15 protein-coding genes are annotated in these 16,740 nt (G+C 72.2%); 5 read left to right on the forward strand and 10 right to left on the reverse strand.

All coding sequences use genetic code 11. From position 1 onward, the window contains the following. Positions 1 to 145: 145 nt before the first annotated feature. From rlmN to ACQKM2_RS25325, 4 genes are all read left to right on the forward strand, one after another. A complete protein-coding gene (gene rlmN, locus ACQKM2_RS25310; protein ID WP_405978380.1) occupies positions 146 to 1,261 on the forward strand; it encodes a 23S rRNA (adenine(2503)-C(2))-methyltransferase RlmN in 1,116 nt (371 codons plus the stop codon). Positions 1,262 to 1,514: 253 nt separating this feature from the next. After that, positions 1,515 to 2,615, forward strand: a complete 1,101-nt coding sequence (locus ACQKM2_RS25315) for a thiamine ABC transporter substrate-binding protein (RefSeq protein ID WP_427713561.1) — start codon at positions 1,515 to 1,517, stop codon at positions 2,613 to 2,615. A gap of 50 nt (positions 2,616 to 2,665) precedes the next feature. Next, positions 2,666 to 4,282 (forward strand): ABC transporter permease, encoded by a 1,617-nt coding sequence (locus ACQKM2_RS25320; protein ID WP_427713564.1) that lies wholly within the window; start codon positions 2,666 to 2,668, stop codon positions 4,280 to 4,282. Then, on the forward strand, positions 4,282 to 5,307 hold the full coding sequence (locus ACQKM2_RS25325; RefSeq protein WP_427713566.1) for an ABC transporter ATP-binding protein: 1,026 nt from the start codon (positions 4,282 to 4,284) through the stop codon (positions 5,305 to 5,307). Before ACQKM2_RS25320 ends, ACQKM2_RS25325 begins: the two co-directional genes overlap by 1 nt. Positions 5,308 to 5,317: 10 nt before the next feature. On the opposite strand, the gene ACQKM2_RS25330 is transcribed toward ACQKM2_RS25325, so the two are convergent. The 10 genes from ACQKM2_RS25330 to ACQKM2_RS25375 form a co-directional block, all read right to left on the reverse strand. Continuing rightward, entirely contained in the window at positions 5,318 to 6,565 is a 1,248-nt protein-coding gene (locus tag ACQKM2_RS25330; RefSeq protein WP_427713568.1) for a cytochrome P450, read from the reverse strand. 15 nt (positions 6,566 to 6,580) lie between these two features. Then, the gene (locus ACQKM2_RS25335; RefSeq protein ID WP_427713570.1) at positions 6,581 to 7,975 is read right to left on the reverse strand and encodes an NAD(P)/FAD-dependent oxidoreductase; all 1,395 of its coding nucleotides are present in this window, start codon (positions 7,973 to 7,975) and stop codon (positions 6,581 to 6,583) included. Beyond that, positions 7,965 to 8,195, reverse strand: coding sequence for a ferredoxin (locus ACQKM2_RS25340; protein ID WP_042801903.1), 231 nt, complete (start codon positions 8,193 to 8,195; stop codon positions 7,965 to 7,967). Before ACQKM2_RS25340 ends, ACQKM2_RS25335 begins: the two co-directional genes overlap by 11 nt. Positions 8,196 to 8,311: 116 nt before the next feature. Next, the gene (locus ACQKM2_RS25345) at positions 8,312 to 8,929 is read right to left on the reverse strand and encodes a hypothetical protein (protein ID WP_427713573.1); all 618 of its coding nucleotides are present in this window, start codon (positions 8,927 to 8,929) and stop codon (positions 8,312 to 8,314) included. A 93-nt stretch (positions 8,930 to 9,022) separates the two neighbouring features. Then, positions 9,023 to 9,928, reverse strand: a complete 906-nt coding sequence (locus ACQKM2_RS25350; protein WP_427713575.1) for a hypothetical protein — start codon at positions 9,926 to 9,928, stop codon at positions 9,023 to 9,025. A 114-nt stretch (positions 9,929 to 10,042) separates the two neighbouring features. Next, the gene (locus ACQKM2_RS25355; protein WP_427713578.1) at positions 10,043 to 11,134 is read right to left on the reverse strand and encodes an LOG family protein; all 1,092 of its coding nucleotides are present in this window, start codon (positions 11,132 to 11,134) and stop codon (positions 10,043 to 10,045) included. A gap of 26 nt (positions 11,135 to 11,160) precedes the next feature. Beyond that, positions 11,161 to 12,243, reverse strand: a complete 1,083-nt coding sequence (locus ACQKM2_RS25360) for a hypothetical protein (protein WP_427713579.1) — start codon at positions 12,241 to 12,243, stop codon at positions 11,161 to 11,163. Then, positions 12,225 to 12,992, reverse strand: a complete 768-nt coding sequence (locus ACQKM2_RS25365; protein ID WP_427713581.1) for an ABC transporter ATP-binding protein — start codon at positions 12,990 to 12,992, stop codon at positions 12,225 to 12,227. The genes ACQKM2_RS25360 and ACQKM2_RS25365 overlap by 19 nt, the downstream gene beginning before the upstream one ends. Positions 12,993 to 13,173: 181 nt before the next feature. After that, positions 13,174 to 14,535 (reverse strand): aspartate aminotransferase family protein, encoded by a 1,362-nt coding sequence (locus tag ACQKM2_RS25370; protein ID WP_007266858.1) that lies wholly within the window; start codon positions 14,533 to 14,535, stop codon positions 13,174 to 13,176. Positions 14,536 to 14,538: 3 nt separating this feature from the next. Next, a complete protein-coding gene (locus ACQKM2_RS25375; protein ID WP_037686641.1) occupies positions 14,539 to 15,042 on the reverse strand; it encodes an Lrp/AsnC family transcriptional regulator in 504 nt (167 codons plus the stop codon). Between the two features lie 170 nt (positions 15,043 to 15,212). Here ACQKM2_RS25375 and ACQKM2_RS25380 point away from each other — a divergent pair, with 170 nt between their 5' ends. Further along, entirely contained in the window at positions 15,213 to 16,652 is a 1,440-nt protein-coding gene (locus ACQKM2_RS25380; RefSeq protein WP_385762598.1) for a gamma-aminobutyraldehyde dehydrogenase, read from the forward strand. The last annotated feature ends 88 nt before the right edge of the window (positions 16,653 to 16,740 follow it).

Consider the following 16,740-nt stretch of genomic DNA (forward strand, 5'->3'; position numbering starts at 1 on the left):
CGGGGCCGCCCGGGGGGGGGGCGTTTCCCGCGGGCCGGCCCCCCCCCCCCCGCGCCCCCCCCTTTTCCGTCCGGCGGCCGAGTCGCCGCGGACCGGCCCTGCACGCGCGGGGTGACCCCCACCCCGTCGTACCGAGGAGTACAGCATGGCCCCCCGTCCCGTTCCGGGCGAGCTCACCTTCGTCGCGCCCCGCGGAGCGAAGAAGCCCCCGCGGCACCTCGCCGACCTCACGCCGGCCGAGCGCCGCGAGGCGGTGGCCGCGATCGGCGAGAAGCCCTTCCGGGCCAAGCAGCTCTCCCAGCACTACTTCGCCCGCTACGCGCACGACCCGGCCGAGTGGACGGACATCCCCGCGGCCTCGCGCGAGAAGCTCCAGCAGGAGCTGCTGCCGGAGCTCATGAACGTCGTGCGGCACATCAGCTGCGACGACGACACCACCCGCAAGACCCTGTGGAAGCTGCACGACGGCACGCTCGTCGAGTCCGTGCTGATGCGCTACCCCGACCGGGTCACGATGTGCATCTCCTCGCAGGCCGGCTGCGGCATGAACTGCCCGTTCTGCGCCACCGGCCAGGCGGGCCTGGACCGCAACCTCTCCACCGCCGAGATCGTGCACCAGATCGTCGACGGCATGCGCGCCCTGCGCGACGGCGAGGTCCCCGGGGGCCCGGCCCGGCTCTCCAACATCGTCTTCATGGGCATGGGCGAGCCGCTCGCCAACTACAAGCGCGTCGTGGGCGCCATCCGCCGCCTCACCGACCCGGAGCCCGACGGCCTGGGCCTGTCGCAGCGCGGCATCACCGTCTCCACCGTGGGCCTGGTCCCGGCGATGCTGAGGTTCGCCGACGAGGGCTTCAAGTGCCGCCTCGCGGTCTCCCTGCACGCCCCGGACGACGAGCTGCGCGACACCCTCGTCCCGGTGAACACCCGCTGGAAGGTGCGCGAGGTCCTCGACGCCGCCTGGGAGTACGCGGAGAAGTCCGGCCGCCGGATCTCCATCGAGTACGCCCTGATCCGTGACATCAACGACCAGGCCTGGCGCGGCGACCTGCTCGGCCGCCTGCTCAAGGGCAAGCGCGTGCACGTCAACCTGATCCCGCTGAACCCGACGCCGGGCTCGAAGTGGACCGCCTCGCGCCCCGAGGACGAGAAGGCCTTCGTCGAGGCGATCGCCCGCCACGGGGTGCCCGTGACCGTCCGCGACACCCGCGGTCAGGAGATCGACGGCGCGTGCGGCCAGCTCGCCGCCTCGGAACGCTAGATTCCGGTCACCGGCCTGCGGGAATCGGCCACGGGGTACCCTGTGGCCGAACCAATTGCATATTCCGACAGGGGAGCGCCACAGCGCTGAGAGTGCGGTATCCGTCATCCGCAGACCCTCTGAACCTCGCCCCGGTCATTCGGGGTAGGAAGTTCGGTCACCACTCAAGCTGTTGCGCCCTGCCCGGCGTCCGCTCCCACAGAGCGCCGGGCAGGGCCGCGTCTTCTCCTGGTCATCCCAGGAGGAATCACCAGTGAGCACCACCAAGAAGATCGCGGGCGCCGCGCTCGCGGCCGCGCTCGGCGTCACCACGCTCAGCGCCTGTGGCGGCGGCGACGCCAAGGACAAGTCCGCGGGCGCGACCGACGCCCCGAAGTCCAAGACGGTCACCCTCGTCTCCCACGACTCCTTCAACGTGACCGACACGGTCCTCAAGGAGTTCGAGCAGCAGAGCGGCTACACCGTCAAGGTGCTGAAGTCCGGCGACGCCGGCGCCGCCCTCAACCAGGAGATCCTCACCAAGGGCTCCCCGCGCGGCGACGTCTTCTTCGGCGTCGACAACACCCTGCTCTCGCGCGCCCTCGACAACGGTGTGTTCACCCCCTACCAGGCCAAGGGCCTGGACACGGTGAAGCCCGAGTTCGTGCTCGACAAGCAGCACCGCGTCACCCCGGTCGACTCCGGCGACATCTGCGTCAACTACGACAAGGCGTACTTCGCCGAGAAGAAGATCGCCCCGCCGCAGACGCTGGACGACCTGGTCAAGCCGGAGTACAAGAACCTGCTGGTCACCGAGAACGCCGCGACCTCCTCGCCCGGTCTCGGCTTCCTCCTCGCCTCCGTCGGCAAGTACGGCGAGGAGGGCTGGAAGGACTACTGGAGCAAGCTCAAGGCCAACGGCGTCGAGGTCGTCGACGGCTGGGAGCAGGCCTACAACGAGCGCTTCTCCGGCTCCGCCGGCGGCAAGAAGGCCAAGGGCGACCGCCCGCTGGTCGTCTCCTACGCCTCCAGCCCGCCGGTCGAGGTCCTCTACGGCGAGCCGCAGCCGGCCGAGGCGCCCACGGGCGTGGCCACCGGCACCTGCTTCCGCCAGGTCGAGTTCGCGGGCCTGCTCAAGGGCGCGAAGAACGAGGAGGGCGGCAAGGCCCTCATCGACTTCCTGGTCTCCAAGAAGTTCCAGGAGGACATGCCGCTCCAGATGTTCGTCAACCCGGTCGTCAAGGACGCGAAGCTGCCGGAGCTGTTCACGAAGCACGGCGTCGTGGTCGACAAGCCGGAGAACGTCGCTCCGGAGGCCATCGCCAAGAACCGTGAGCAGTGGGTCAAGACGTGGTCCTCGCTCGTCGTGAAGTAGAGCGCCTTCCCGCGGAGGGCGGGCGCGCCACGGCCGTCAGACTCGCTCTGATGGCCGTGCCGCTCGCCTTCTTCGGACTGTTCTTCGCCTACCCCGTCGCCGCGATCGTCGGCCGCGGGCTCAAGACGGACGAGGGCTGGCAGTTCGGCCGGATCGGCGAGGTCCTCGCCCGGCCCGACATCGGCGGCGTGCTGTGGTTCACCACCTGGCAGGCGCTCGCCTCGACCGCCCTCACCCTGCTCCTCGCGCTGCCCGGCGCCTATGTCTTCGCGCGCCTGGAGTTCCCCGGCAAGCAGCTGCTGCGCGCGCTGGTCACCGTGCCCTTCGTACTGCCGACCGTGGTCGTCGGCAGTGCCTTCCTGGCGCTGGTCGGGCGGGGCGGGCTGCTCGACGAGCTGTGGGGCGTCCGGCTGGACACCACCGTGTGGGCGATCCTGCTCGCCCACGTCTTCTTCAACTACGCCGTCGTGGTGCGGACCGTCGGCGGCCTCTGGGCGCAGCTGGACCCGCGCCAGGAGGAGGCCGCCCGGGTGCTGGGCGCCGGGCGGTTCGCGGCGTGGCGGCGGGTGGTGCTGCCCGCCCTCGGTCCGGCGGTGGCCGCGGCCTCCCTGATGGTGTTCCTGTTCACCTTCAGCTCCTTCGGCGTCGTGCAGATCCTGGGCGGGCCCGCGTACGCCACCCTGGAGGTGGAGGTCTACCGGCAGACGGCGCAGCTGCTGGACCTGCCGACCGCCGCCGTGCTGACGATGGTGCAGTTCGCGGCCATCGCCGGCGTGCTCGCCGTGCACGCGTGGACCGTGCGCCGGCGGGAGACCGCGCTGCGGCTCGTCGACCCCGCGCGCACCGCGCGTCCGCCGCGCGGCTGGGCGCAGCGGGGGCTGCTGGGCGGGGTGCTGCTCTCGGTGGCGCTGCTGGTGGTGGCGCCGCTGGCGGTGCTGGTGGAGCGGTCCTTCGACGCCCCGGGCGGGTACGGACTCGGCTTCTACCGGGCGCTGCAGGACGCGGGCTCGGGAGGCGGAACGTTTCTGGTGCCGCCGCTGGAGGCGATCTGGAACTCCCTCCAGTACGCGCTGGCCGCCACCGCCATCGCCTTGGCCGTCGGGGGGCTCGCCGCGGCGGCACTGACCCGGCGCGGCGGCCGCTTCGTCCGCGGTTTCGACGCGCTGCTGATGCTTCCGCTCGGGGTGTCCGCCGTGACGGTGGGCTTCGGGTTCCTGATCACCCTGGACGAGCCGCCGCTGGACCTGCGGACCTCGTGGATCCTGGTGCCGCTGGCGCAGGCGCTGGTCGGGGTGCCGTTCGTCGTACGGACCATGCTGCCGGTGCTGCGGGCCGTCGACGGCCGGCTGCGGGAGGCCGCCGCCGTGCTCGGCGCCTCGCCGCTGCGGGCCTGGCGGGAGGTGGACCTGCCGCTGGTGCGGCGGGCGCTGCTGATCGCGGCCGGCTTCGCCTTCGCGGTCTCGCTGGGCGAGTTCGGCGCGACCGTCTTCATCGCCCGGCCCGACCACCCGACGCTGCCGGTGGCCGTGGCGCGGCTGCTGGGGCGGGCCGGGGAGATGAACTACGGGCAGGCCATGGCCCTGAGCACGATTCTGATGCTGGTGTGCGCGGTGTCCCTGCTGGTGCTGGAGCGGCTGCGACCCGACAAGACCTCGGGAGAGTTCTGATGACCCTGCTCCGGCTCGAAGGGGTGACGGTCCGCTTCGGCGACCGGGCGGTCGTGGACGCGGTCGACCTGGAGGTCGCCGAGCACGAGACCGTGTGCGTGCTGGGCCCCAGCGGCAGCGGCAAGTCCACCCTGCTGCGGGTGGTGGCCGGCCTCCAGCAGGTGTCCGCGGGGCGGGTGCTGCTCGGCGGGGCCGACCAGGCCGGCGTGCCGGTGCACCGGCGCGGGGTGGGCCTGATGTTCCAGGACCACCAGCTGTTCCCGCACCGGGACGTCGGCGGGAACGTCTCCTTCGGCCTGCGCGCGCAGGGCACCCCGAAGGGCTCGTACGGGGCCCGGGTCGCGGAGCTGCTGGAGCTGGTCGGGCTCCCGGGGGCCCAGGGCCGGGCCGTCGCCTCGCTGTCCGGCGGGGAGCAGCAGCGGGTGGCGCTCGCCCGGGCACTGGCCCCCTCGCCCCGGCTGCTGATGCTGGACGAGCCGCTCGGCCAGCTGGACCGGGGGCTGCGCGAGCGTCTGGTGGTCGAGCTCCAGGGGCTGTTCTCCCGGCTGGGCACCACCGTCCTGGCCGTCACCCACGACCAGGGCGAGGCCTTCGCGCTGGCCGACCGGGTGGTGGTGATGCGGGACGGGCGGATCGCGCAGGCCGGGACCCCGCTGGAGGTGTGGCAGCGGCCCGCGTCGGAGTTCGTGGCCCGCTTCCTCGGCTTCGAGAACGTGGTCCCGGGCACGGTGGCCGGTGCCGCCGCCGCGACCGCCTGGGGCAGGGTGCCGGTCCCGGCCGGCACGCCCGAGGGCGAGCGGCGGCTGCTGGTCCGGCCCGCCGGGGTGGTGCTGTGCGAGGCCGGGCTGGGCTGCGTGGTGGAGTCCCGCACCTTCCGCGGCACGCACGTGGCCCTGCGGCTGAAGCCCGCGTCGGGGCCCGTGCTGGAGGCCGAGTGCGAGCTGGCCACCGCGCCGGCCGTGGGGGACCGGGTCGCGGTGGCGTTCAGCCCGTCGGAGGTCGTCGTCCTCCCGGAAGCCTCCTGACCCCGGCCCCTCAGTCCCGGATGCCGTCGACGGCGATCGGCAGGTGGCGGGGGCCGCGCAGGACCGCGTTCTGCCGGTAGGGCGGCGGGTCCTCCAGCAGCCGGGGGTTCTCCAGCCTGCGCGCCAGCTCGCTCAGGGCCAGCGCCCCTTCCAGCCGGGCCAGCGGCGCCCCGAAACAGCTGTGGATGCCGCTGCCGAGGCCCAGGTGCTGGACGTCCGCACGGTCGGGGTCGAAGCGGTCGGGGTCCTCGAACCGCTTCGGGTCGCGGTTCCCGGAGGCCAGGATCAGCCAGAGCGAGGAGCCCTTGGGGATGGTCACCCCCGCCACCTCGATGTCGGACAGGGTACTGCGCTGCGGCAGCAGCTGCACGGGCGGCTCGTAGCGCAGCAGCTCCTCCACGATCGGCACGCCCAGGTTCGGCTCGGCCCGCAGCCGGGCCAGGTGCTCCGGGTACCGCAGCAGGGTGAGCATGCCGTTCGTGATCAGGTTGACGGTGGTCTCGTGCCCCGCGATCAGCAGCAGGGCGGCCGTGCTGAGCACCTCCATGGTGGTCATGGCGCCGTCCGGCCCCTGCGCGGTCGCCAGCTCGGAGAGCATGTCCCCGGTGGGGTTCTTGCGCCGCTCCTCGATCAGCCCGGCCAGGTACATGCCGAGCTCCATCCGGGCGCCCTTGGTCTTCTCCGCGCGTACGGCCGGATCGGCGCCCGGATCGGGGTCCAGGCTCGCGGCGAGGGTGTCGGCCCACACGTGGAAGCGCGCCTCGTCCTCGGGCGGGACGCCCAGCAGCCGGCAGATCACCGTCACGGGGAACGGGTACGAGAACTCCTCGACCAGGTCGATCCGCGCGGGGTCGCCCTCCTTGGCGATCGCGTCGACCAGCCCCTTGACGATGCCGCCCAGCTCACCGCGCATCTGCTCGACGCGGCGCGGGGAGTGCGGAGGCCCGAACGGGCGGTTCGTCATCCGGCGCAGCCGGTCGTGGTCGGGCGGGTCCAGCTTCAGGAACGAGGGCGGCAGGACGCCCTCGCCCTCGTCCTCGGCCTCGCTCAGCGGGTCCCCGGCCACCGCCGTCAGGTTGCGGGAGTCGGAGCTGATCCGCGGATCGTGCAGCAGGCCCTTGATCTCGTGGTACGTGCTGAGGACGTACGGGCCGTCCCCGTCGTGGAACACCGGGGTCTTGCGGAGCTCCTCGTACAGGGGGTACGGATTGGCCCGGCTGGAGTAGTCGAGGATCTGCCGCAGGATGCCTTCAGTCATGAGAGGTCCTCGTGCTCAGTTGTGCGCCGGCGTGAACGTCATCCGCCGGTCGGCCGGTGAGTAGCCGCTCAGGGTGATCGTCGGGCCGTGCGTGGGCACCGACGGGTCGGGGAAGTCCGCGTCCAGCGGCCGGTTCCCCTCGGGCCTGCGGTCCACCGTGGAGTACGGCGGCGGGAACGGTGCGGTCTGCTCGATCTGCTGCTCGTAGAAGTCCAGCCAGCGGCACTGGTCGAAGGTGACGGCACCGATGACGCGGCCCTGGTAGCCGTAGACGCCGACGAAGCGGCGCTCGGCGCGCGAGCCCTGCGTGATGACGATCTCGGTCCCCATGGAGGGGACGCCGACCGACTTGATGTTCACGCCGAACTGGGACGACCAGAAGGCCGGGACCCAGACGTGCGGGCGGCGCTCCGCGCTCTCGCTGAGCATGTTGTGCGCGGCGGTCTCGGCCTGGGCGACGGCGTTGCCCCAGTGTTCCAGGGACAGGAACTGGTAGCCGAAGAGGGCGTGCGGGGAGCGGGCCACGTCGCCGGCCACGTAGATGTCGTCGGTGACGATGCCCCAGATGTCGAAGGCCCGGCAGCCCGCGTCGCAGGCGATGCCGCGCGGACCGGCGCCGAGTCCGGACCCGGCCAGCCATTCGGTGTTGCGCTGGGCGCCGAGCGAGACGACCACCACCTCCGCCTCCAGCGTGGTGCCGTCGGAGAGGAGCGCGGAGCGGACCCTGCCGGAGGAGTCGCCCTCCAGGGCCGTCACCATGATCCCGGTGCGCAGGTCCACGCCGTTCTCGCGGTGCATCTCGGCCGCGACCGCGCCCACCACCCCGCCGAGGGCCCCGACGAGGGGCGCGTCGCCGCGTTCCGCCACGGTGACGGCCAGCCCGCGTTCCCGGCAGGCGGAGGCGATCTCGGAGCCGGTGAAGCCGGCGCCGATGACGAGGACCCGGCCGGGTCCGGCCGCCAGCGCGCGTTCCAGGGCCGCGCCGTCGTCCCGGGTGCGCAGGACGAAGACCCCGTCGAGGGCGCCCTCCTCGGGCTTGGGCCACGGCCGGGCGCGGACGCCGGTGGCGATCAGCAGCCGGTCGTACTCCACCTCGTCGCCGTCGGCGAGGCGGACCCGGCGGGCCTTCATGTCCAGGCCGGCGGCCGGTACGCCGAGCCGCCACTTGGCGTCGATGTCCCGGCGCCGGGGCAGGGCCGTGCGGTCCGCGGTCGCCTTGCCGAGCAGGACCTGCTTGGACAGCGGGGGCCGGTCGTACGGCTCGTGGGGTTCGTCGCCGATCATCGTCAGGGATCCGGCGAACCCCTTCTCGCGCAGGGTCTCGGCGGCCCGCAGGCCGGCCAGGGAGGCTCCCACGACGACGATGCGGCCTTCGCGCTTGAGCCGCTCCAGGGCTGCGTCACCGCTCACCACGCGCCTCCGCGGTCGACAGGGACCCGTTCACCGCATCCAGCAGGATGGCCCGGACGGGGCAGGCGTGGACGGCGCGGACGACGTTCTCGCGGTGCTCCTCGTCGGGCTGCGGGTCGTAGAGCAGGGACTCGTCGCCGTGCATGGCGAAGACGTCCGGTGCGAGGAACGCGCACTGCGCGTACCCCTGGCACCGGTTGAGGTCCACGACAAGCCTCATGGGGCATCAGCCTTTCCGTGACCTGTTGACCCCCACGGACCCCCGAGCCCTCCCGGTCTCCAGCATGCGCGCGAGACCCGCGCGCCGCCTGCCGGGAGGAGGCGCGGGGCCGGTGCTCAGGCCTCTTGCCGCAGGTTGGTGCGCAGGACGTGCAGGCTGATGACGAGGACCCAGAACGGGAAGACCATCTCGGACCAGGGCACCCCGGAGCCGAGGAGGAGCAGCACCAGCCCGGTGGCGAAGCCCAGCAGGACCAGCGGGCGCGGGAAGAAGCCCAGGCGGCGCCCGATGGTGGAGGTCACGAAGACGAAGACGGCGGCCATGCGCATCGCGTACGTGGTGAGGACGGTGTACGCGAAGGGGCGGCCGAATCCGGACGGCGGCACGGTCTCCTGGAGCACGGTGCCGGCCGCGGCGGCGGCGACGAACAGGGTTCCGACGAAGATGTAGCCGCTGCCGAGGAACACCGCGGCGATGAACCGGTCCTCGCCGCCGCCGGAGTGCGCGCGCAGTGCTCCCATGAACCAGAGGAAGAAGATCCCGGCGAAGGGGACGATCTCCAGGGCCAGCCGGACGGCCCAGCGGTCGGCGTCGGCGACGGGGGCGTCGGAGGGGCTCCCGGAGGGGATGGCGAGCCTCATCAGCACGATCGCCACCGCGAGCAGCACGGCGAAGACGAGCCCGGCCGTCCCGGCGGCCCGTGGCGTGCGCATCCGCGTGGTGGTGGACTCCATGCCTTCAGCAGGCGGCAGCCGCGGGGCCCGCGCCACCGGAGGGGCCCCACGGGAGTGAATCCCGGCCCGGCCGCCGCGGCCGGGCCGGGAGGGTCAGGCCACCGGTGCCGGAACCGGCTCCTCGGCGGACTCCTCGGCCCCGTCGTGGTTGCCGTACCAGGCCACCGCGACGGCGCCGGCGACGGCCAGCACGAAGCCGGTCACCGCGAGCCAGGCCAGACCGGGACGGGAGGCGTCGCCGAGCCACAGGACGCCGATGGCGCCCGGGAGCACCGTCTCGCCGACGACGAGGGCGGCGGTGGCGCCGTTGACCGAGCCGATCTGGAGGGCCACCGTGTGCAGGTACATGCCGCCGAAGCCGGCGATGAGGATGGCGTAGAGCGCCGGGTCGGTGGCGAGGGTGACCGGGTCGAAGGGGTCCACGCCGTCGAGGATGCGCACGCCGACGCCCAGCGCGCCGAACGCCAGACCGGACAGCAGACCCGCCAGGATCGCGGCCCGGGCGCCGAGGAGCCGCACGGCCACCGTGCCGCCGATGATGATCACGAGGGTCACGGCCAGCAGCCACCAGTGCGTGGACATCGGGGCGTGGTGGTCGCCCTCGTGGCCGGCGGCGGTCGCCAGCAGCACCAGCGCCGCGCAGACGACGCCGATCGAGGTCCATTCCTTGCGGGTCAGCCGGATGCCCAGCATCTTCACGCTGAGGATGGCGGTGATCACCAGGTTGGCGCTGATGACGGTCTGGGAGAGGAACAGGGGCAGCATGCGGGCCGCCAGCGCGCCCAGTCCGAAGCCCACGAAGTCCAGGATGGTGCCGACGATGAACTCCCAGGTCATCGCGGCCTTGGCGGTGGAGGTCAGGTTCGGTCCGCCGTGGGCGGTCACACCGGCGGCGGCCGGTGACATCCGGGCGGCGCGGCGCGAGCCCACGGCTTGCAGGACAGAGCCCGTCCCGTAGCAGATGGACGCCGCGACAGCGGTCAGCAGGCCTATGAGCACAGAGGGCTCCGTTCAACGTCTGGCAGGTAAGGCGGTACCTCTGCCAGACGTCATAACGGGCCGGGAAGTTGCCTCCGCAAGGGAGTTCGTTGACCGGTTCTTTGCCCTCGGGGGTCAGGCCATGGCCGCGAGCGCGTCCGGGACCTCGTCCACCGAGTCCACCAGCGCGATCCGCGACTCCATCGCCCGGCCCGACGCCAGCGCCCGCAGCAGCGGCCACACCGGCAGCCGCTCCGTCCAGTGGGCGCGGCCGACCAGGACCATCGGGGTCGGCGCGGACCGCGACTCGTAGTAGTTCGGCGTGGCGTTGTCGAAGACCTCCTGCACGGTGCCCGCGGCGCCCGGCAGGAACACCACGCCCGCGTTGGACCGGGCGAGCAGCCCGTCCTCGCGGGTGGCGTTCGCGAAGTACTTGGCGATCTGCCCCGCGAAGGCGTTCGGCGGCTCGTGGCCGTAGAACCAGGTGGGGATCCCGACCGAGTCCCCGCCCCGGGGCCAGCGCTCCCGGACGGCGAAGGCGGCGCGCGCCCAGTCGGAGACGGAGGGGCTGAAGGAGGGCACCTTCGCCAGCAGCTCCAGCGCCTCGGGCAGGGCCTCGTCCGGCGCGGGGGCCAGGTAGGCGCCCAGGTTGGCGGCCTCCATCGCGCCGGGGCCGCCGCCGGTGGCGACCGTCAGCCCGGACCGGGCCAGCGTCCGGCCCAGTTCCGCCGCACCGCGGTAGTCGACGCCGCCGCGGGCCATGGCGTGGCCGCCCATCACGCCGATGACGCGGGCGCCCGCGAGGTCCTCGTCGAGGGCGTCGGAGATCGCGTCGTCGTGGATGGAGCGGAGCATCGAGGAGAAGACGTCGCCGTCGGACTTGGTCTCCTGGAACCAGGCGTACGCCTGGGCGTCCGGGGTGGCCTCGTAGCCTTCGGCCAGACCCGTGAACAGCTCCTCGGCCGTGTACAGCAGACCCCGGTACGGGTCGAACGGCAGGTCCGGTATCGGCGGGAAGACCAGCGCGCCGTCCGCGCGGACCTTCACCGAGGCGTCGGGTTCCATGGCGCAGCCCAGGAACACGGCCGCGGAGGTGTCGGCGGACAGCAGGGCGAAGGTCCGCTCCAGGAGGTTGACCGACTGGATCCGGTAGCCGCTCAGGGACCCCCGGGCGACGACCCGGTCGAACTCGGCGAGCGTCTCGATCTCGATGTCTGCGTTGACCATTCGGCCCACCCTAAGGGCTGGCCGGCTCAGCGGGTCAGAGCCAGCGACGTCAGCTGCGCCACACCCCAGCCGAGCCCCGCGGCGGCGGTGAGCAGCGCTGCGGCCCGCAGCACCACGGCCGTACGCAGCACCGTGCCCGGGGTGCCGAGTCCGGCCAGCGCCTCCCGGGAGGCGGAGCGGGCCTGCCGGGACTCGACGGCCGAGGTGAGCAGGGTCCCGGCCGCGCACAGGGCCACCAGGGCGGCGGCCGGGCCGGTCAGCGGCCCGAGCGGGGTGAGGGGGCCGCCCGGGGCGTGCGGGGAGAGGGCGGTGAGGGCGGCGGCGCCGACGGCGGTGAGCACCCCGAGGGGCCGTCCCAGCCGGGGCGCCTCCTCCTGGAGGCCGCGCCCGGCCAGCAGCCGCAGCAGCCCCGGCCGGACGGCCTGGACCAGGGTCCCGCAGGCGTAGGCCAGTCCCGGACCGGCGAGGGCCAGCCCGACCGCGATCAGCGCGGAGCCGGCCGGTACGCCGGCTCCGCCGGGCCGCGCGTACGCCAGCGCGGCGAGCCCGCAGGCGGCCAGCGCCACCCCCCAGGGCACTCCGGTCTGCGGGGCCATCGCGGCGTGCGGCGGGCGGGGGCGCAGGGCGAGGGCGGTGGCCGCGGCGGCGGTCAGCGGGACCAGGGCCAGCAGGGTGAGGGCGGCGGCCACCGGCAGGGGCCGGTCGGCGTGCAGCAGGCGGGCGCCGGCTCCGTCGAAGGGCAGTCCCGCGAGGTCGCCCCGCAGGTGGAGGAAGGCGGCCAGGGCGAGGGCGCTGCCGAGGGCGCACGCGACGGCCGTGGAGACGGCCGCGACCAGGGTGAGCCGTACGGGGCCCAGCCCGGCGGCGTCGAGCCCGTCGCGGGGGCGGGTCGCGGGGTCGGTGCGGGCGACGGCCACCGCGAACTGGGCGGTGGCGGCGAGCGGGACCAGCGCCCACAGCAGGCGAGGGAACGATCCGGCGGGCCGGGCGGTCGCGTCGGCGAGGACGTACAGCAGGAGGAAGGCGCTGCCGGCGGAGGCGGCCGCGACCAGCAGCCGGCGCAGCTGGACCAGGGGGCGGGAGCCGCGGACTAGGCGGAGAGCGAGCACGCGGCCTGGTCCTCCGTGGTGAGGGCGGAGGCGGCGGCCGCGGCGCCGGCCGGGCGGCCGTCGAGCAGGGCCAGCGCGCGGTCGGCGCCGGCCGCGGCCTCCTCGTCGTGGGTGGCCAGCAGGACCGTGATGCCGTGGGAGCGGGCGGCCGTGGTCAGGGTGCGCAGCAGCAGTGCGCGTTCGGCGCGGTGCAGCGGGGCGGTCGGCTCGTCGGCGAAGAGCACCGCGGGCTCCGCGACCAGCGCGCGGGCCAGGGCGACCCGCTGGGCCTCGGCGCGGTTGAGGGCGCTGGGGCGCTTGCCGGCGAAGCGGTCGAGGTCGAGGCGCTCCAGCCATTCGAGGGCGGCCCGGCGGGCGGCGCGGTGCGGGGCGCCGCCGATCAGCAGGGGCAGGGCGGCGTTCTCCCAGACCTTGAGCTCGGGCAGCAGCTGCGGTTCGGGTCCGATCCAGGCGAACCGGTCGCGGCGCAGGCGTTCGCGGGCCGCGGCGCCCAGGGTGTGGACGGGGACGCTGTTGAACCAGACCTCGCCCTGTTCGGGCAGCAGCTGCCCGGCCAGACAGCGCAGCAGGGTGCTCTTCCCGCAGCCGCGCGGGCCGGTCACGGCGAGGATCTCACCCTGGCGGACTCCGGCGGAGACCCCGATCAGGCCGGGGCTGCCGCTGTGGGAGTAGTGCAGGGACCGGGCCCAGAGCAGGTCTTCCTGCGGCGGGGCCTGGTCGGGCCGGGCCTTGTCCGGGGGAGCCACCATGGCGTACACCTCCGTCCGGGGGAACGAAGCGGAGCCCTTTCGGTCACTGGCACCGCAAGGAGATGTAAAGAGATGAACGTCGTGAAAGCTGACAGCACACGGCCCGGACCCCCGCGTTCTACTCGAACGGAGGATCCGGGCCGTGTGGTCGTGCCGGTGGGCTACCGCGTCCCGGGACCGGTTACAGCTTGGTCCAGGCCTCGGTGAGCACCGAGCGCAGGATGCCTTCGATCTCGTCGAAGGTGCCCTGGTCGGCGATCAGCGGCGGGGCCAGCTGGATGACCGGGTCCCCACGGTCGTCGGCGCGGCAGTACAGGCCGTTGTCGAAGAGCGCCTTGGAGAGGAAGCCGTAGAGCACGCGCTCGGTCTCCTCGTCCGTGAAGGACTCCTTGGTGACCTTGTCCTTGACGAGCTCGATGCCGTAGAAGAAGCCGTTGCCGCGGACGTCGCCGACGATCGGGAGGTCGTGCAGCTTCTTCAGGGTGTTGAAGAAGTTGCCCTCCTGGTCCAGCACGTGCTGGTTCAGGCCTTCCTTGTCGAAGATGTCGAGGTTGGCGATGGCCACCGCGGAGGACACCGGGTGTCCGCCGAAGGTGTAGCCGTGCAGGAAGGTGTTGTCGCCCTTGTAGAAGGGCTCCGCGATGCGGTCCGAGACGATGCAGGCACCGATCGGGGAGTAGCCCGAGGTCATGCCCTTGGCGCAGGTGATCATGTCCGGCACGTAGCCGAACTTGTCACAGGCGAACATCGTGCCGAGGCGGCCGAACGCGCAGATGGTCTCGTCGGAGACGAGCAGCACGTCGTACGTGTCGCAGATCTCGCGGACGCGCTGGAAGTACCCGGGCGGCGGCGGGAAGCAGCCGCCGGCGTTCTGCACGGGCTCCAGGAAGACGGCCGCGACGGTGTCGGGGCCCTCGAAGAGGATCTGCTGCTCGATCTGGTCGGCGGCCCAGCGGCCGAAGGCCTCGGGGTCGTCGCCGTGGATCGGGGCGCGGTAGATGTTGGTGTTGGGCACCTTGTGCGCGCCGGGTACCAGCGGCTCGAAGGGGGCCTTCAGGGCCGGCAGGCCGGTGATGGACAGGGCGCCCTGCGGGGTGCCGTGGTAGGCCACCGCACGCGAGATGACCTTGTACTTGGTGTGCTTGCCCTGCAGCTTGAAGTACTGCTTGGCGAGCTTCCAGGCGGTCTCGACGGCCTCGCCGCCACCGGTGGTGAAGAAGACCTTGTTCAGGTCGCCCGGGGCGTAGTCGGCGAGGCGCTCGGCGAGCTCGACGGCCTTGGGGTGCGCGTACGACCACACGGGGAAGAACGCGAGCTCCTGGGCCTGCTTGTACGCGACCTCGGCCAGTTCCTTGCGGCCGTGACCGGCGTTGACCACGAACAGTCCGGCGAGACCGTCCAGGTAGCGCTTGCCCTTGTCGTCGAAGATGTAGGTGCCCTCACCCCGCACGATGGTGGGGACGGGCGCGTTCTCGTACGACGACATGCGGGTGAAGTGCATCCACAGGTGGTCGTACGCGGTTTTGGAGAGGTCCTGGCTCACGGGCTATCGAGTTCCCCACATGTAGGTCTGCTTCTTCAGCTTCAGATAAACGAAGCTTTCGGTTGATCGCACGCCGGGGAGCGTGCGGATCTTCTTGTTGATCGTTTCGAGCAGGTGGTCGTCGTCCTCGCAGACGATCTCCACCATCAGGTCGAACGACCCCGCGGTCATCACGACGTATTCGCACTCGGCCATGGCGGTCAGTGCGTCGGCCACCGGGTCGAGGTCTCCCTCGACGTTGATGCCGACCATCGCCTGGCGCCGCAGGCCCACGGTGAGCGGGTCGGTGACGGCCACGATCTGCATGACGCCCTGGTCGAGCAGCTTCTGTACGCGCTGGCGCACCGCCGCTTCGGACAGGCCCACGGCCTTGCCGATCGATGCATACGGACGGCGACCGTCCTCTTGCAGTTGCTCGATGATCGCCAGGGACACAGCATCGACCGAAGGGGACGGTTGTCTGTTCCTGGAATCTGCGCTTCGACTGACCACGACCTCACTCTGCACGAGGAGTCGTCTGTTCCGCAACCCGTAATCGATGAAATCCGTTGCCGTGGGTCTCTGATTACACGGATTTCGTAGTTGGCCGGGTCTGGCTCTGTCGAAAGCGTCGGCGGAGGGGCTAGGCTTGTTACGTCGTCTCAATCATTGGACATGTGATCAGGAGAGTGGCTGTAGTGACCACCGAACTGCGTCGTCTGCGCAACTACATCGGCGGGGAGTTCAAGGACGCCGCCGACGGGCGGACCACCGACGTGGTCAACCCCGCGACCGGCGAGGTGTACGCCACCGCCCCGCTCTCGGGCCAGGCCGACGTCGACGCCGCCATGGCCGCCGCCGCGGCGGCCTTCCCGGGCTGGCGTGACACCACGCCCTCGGAGCGCCAGAAGGCCCTGCTGAAGATCGCGGACGCCTTCGAGGCGCGCGCCGACGAGCTCGTCGCCGCCGAGTCGGAGAACACCGGCAAGCCGCTGGGCCTCACGGCCAGCGAGGAGCTCCCGCCGATGGTGGACCAGATCCGCTTCTTCGCGGGCGCCGCGCGCCTGCTGGAGGGCCGCTCGGCCGGCGAGTACATGGACGGGATGACCTCGATCATCCGCCGTGAGCCGGTCGGCGTCTGCGCCCAGGTGGCGCCGTGGAACTACCCGATGATGATGGCCGTGTGGAAGTTCGCCCCGGCGATCGCCGCGGGCAACACCGTCGTCCTCAAGCCCTCGGACACCACCCCGGCCTCGACCGTCCTGATGGCCGAGATCATCGACTCGGTCCTGCCCAAGGGCGTCTTCAACGTCGTCTGCGGCGACCGCGAGACCGGCAAGGCCATGGTCGAGCACTCCACCCCGGCGATGGCCTCCATCACCGGCTCGGTGCGCGCCGGCATGCAGGTCGCCGAGAGCGCCTCCAAGGACGTCAAGCGCGTTCACCTGGAGCTCGGCGGCAAGGCCCCCGTCGTGGTCTTCGAGGACGCCGACCTGGCCAAGGCCGTCGAGGACATCGCGGTCGCCGGCTACTTCAACGCCGGCCAGGACTGTACGGCCGCCACCCGCGTGCTCGTGCACGAGTCGATCCACGACGAGTTCGTGGCCGCGCTGGCCAAGGCCGCCGCGGAGACCAAGACCGGCCAGCCGGACGACGAGGACGTGCTCTACGGCCCGCTGAACAACCCGAACCAGCTGGCGCAGGTCGCGGGCTTCGTCGACCGCCTCCCCGCCCACGCCAAGGTCGAGGCCGGTGGCCACCGGGTCGGCGAGAAGGGCTACTTCTACGCCCCGACCGTCGTCTCCGGCCTGAAGCAGGACGACGAGATCATCCAGAACGAGGTCTTCGGGCCCGTCATCACCGTCCAGTCCTTCACCGACGAGGCCCAGGCCCTGGAGTTCGCGAACGGCGTCGAGTTCGCCCTCGCGTCCTCCGTGTGGACCAAGGACCACGCCCGCGCGATGCGCATGTCCAAGAACCTCGACTTCGGCTGCGTGTGGATCAACACCCACATCCCGCTCGTCGCCGAGATGCCGCACGGCGGCTTCAAGAAGTCCGGCTACGGCAAGGACCTCTCCGCCTACGGCTTCGAGGACTACACCCGCATCAAGCACGTGATGACCTCGCTCGACGCCTGATCCGCGGCCGCCGCCCGGCCGGCGGCGCACTGATCACCCAAGGGCCCTGAAGGGGCGGGCAGTAGACATCTTGTCTATTGCCCGCCCC

The sequence above is a fragment of the Streptomyces sp. NPDC004126 genome, assembly GCF_050275515.1.
Lineage (GTDB): Bacteria > Actinomycetota > Actinomycetes > Streptomycetales > Streptomycetaceae > Streptomyces.

Bases quoted from the DNA above. Each gene is read 5' to 3' on its own strand.
- ACQKM2_RS25345 (WP_427713573.1), bottom strand. From the start codon at position 8,929: ATGGAGTCCACCACCACGCGGATGCGCACGCCACGGGCCGCCGGGACG.
- ACQKM2_RS25365 (WP_427713581.1), bottom strand. From the start codon at position 12,992: ATGGTGGCTCCCCCGGACAAGGCCCGGCCCGACCAGGCCCCGCCGCAG.
- ACQKM2_RS25320 (WP_427713564.1), top strand. From the start codon at position 2,666: ATGGCCGTGCCGCTCGCCTTCTTCGGACTGTTCTTCGCCTACCCCGTC.
- ACQKM2_RS25325 (WP_427713566.1), top strand. From the start codon at position 4,282: ATGACCCTGCTCCGGCTCGAAGGGGTGACGGTCCGCTTCGGCGACCGG.
- ACQKM2_RS25355 (WP_427713578.1), bottom strand. From the start codon at position 11,134: ATGGTCAACGCAGACATCGAGATCGAGACGCTCGCCGAGTTCGACCGG.
- ACQKM2_RS25330 (WP_427713568.1), bottom strand. From the start codon at position 6,565: ATGACTGAAGGCATCCTGCGGCAGATCCTCGACTACTCCAGCCGGGCC.
- rlmN (WP_405978380.1), top strand. From the start codon at position 146: ATGGCCCCCCGTCCCGTTCCGGGCGAGCTCACCTTCGTCGCGCCCCGC.
- ACQKM2_RS25340 (WP_042801903.1), bottom strand. From the start codon at position 8,195: ATGAGGCTTGTCGTGGACCTCAACCGGTGCCAGGGGTACGCGCAGTGC.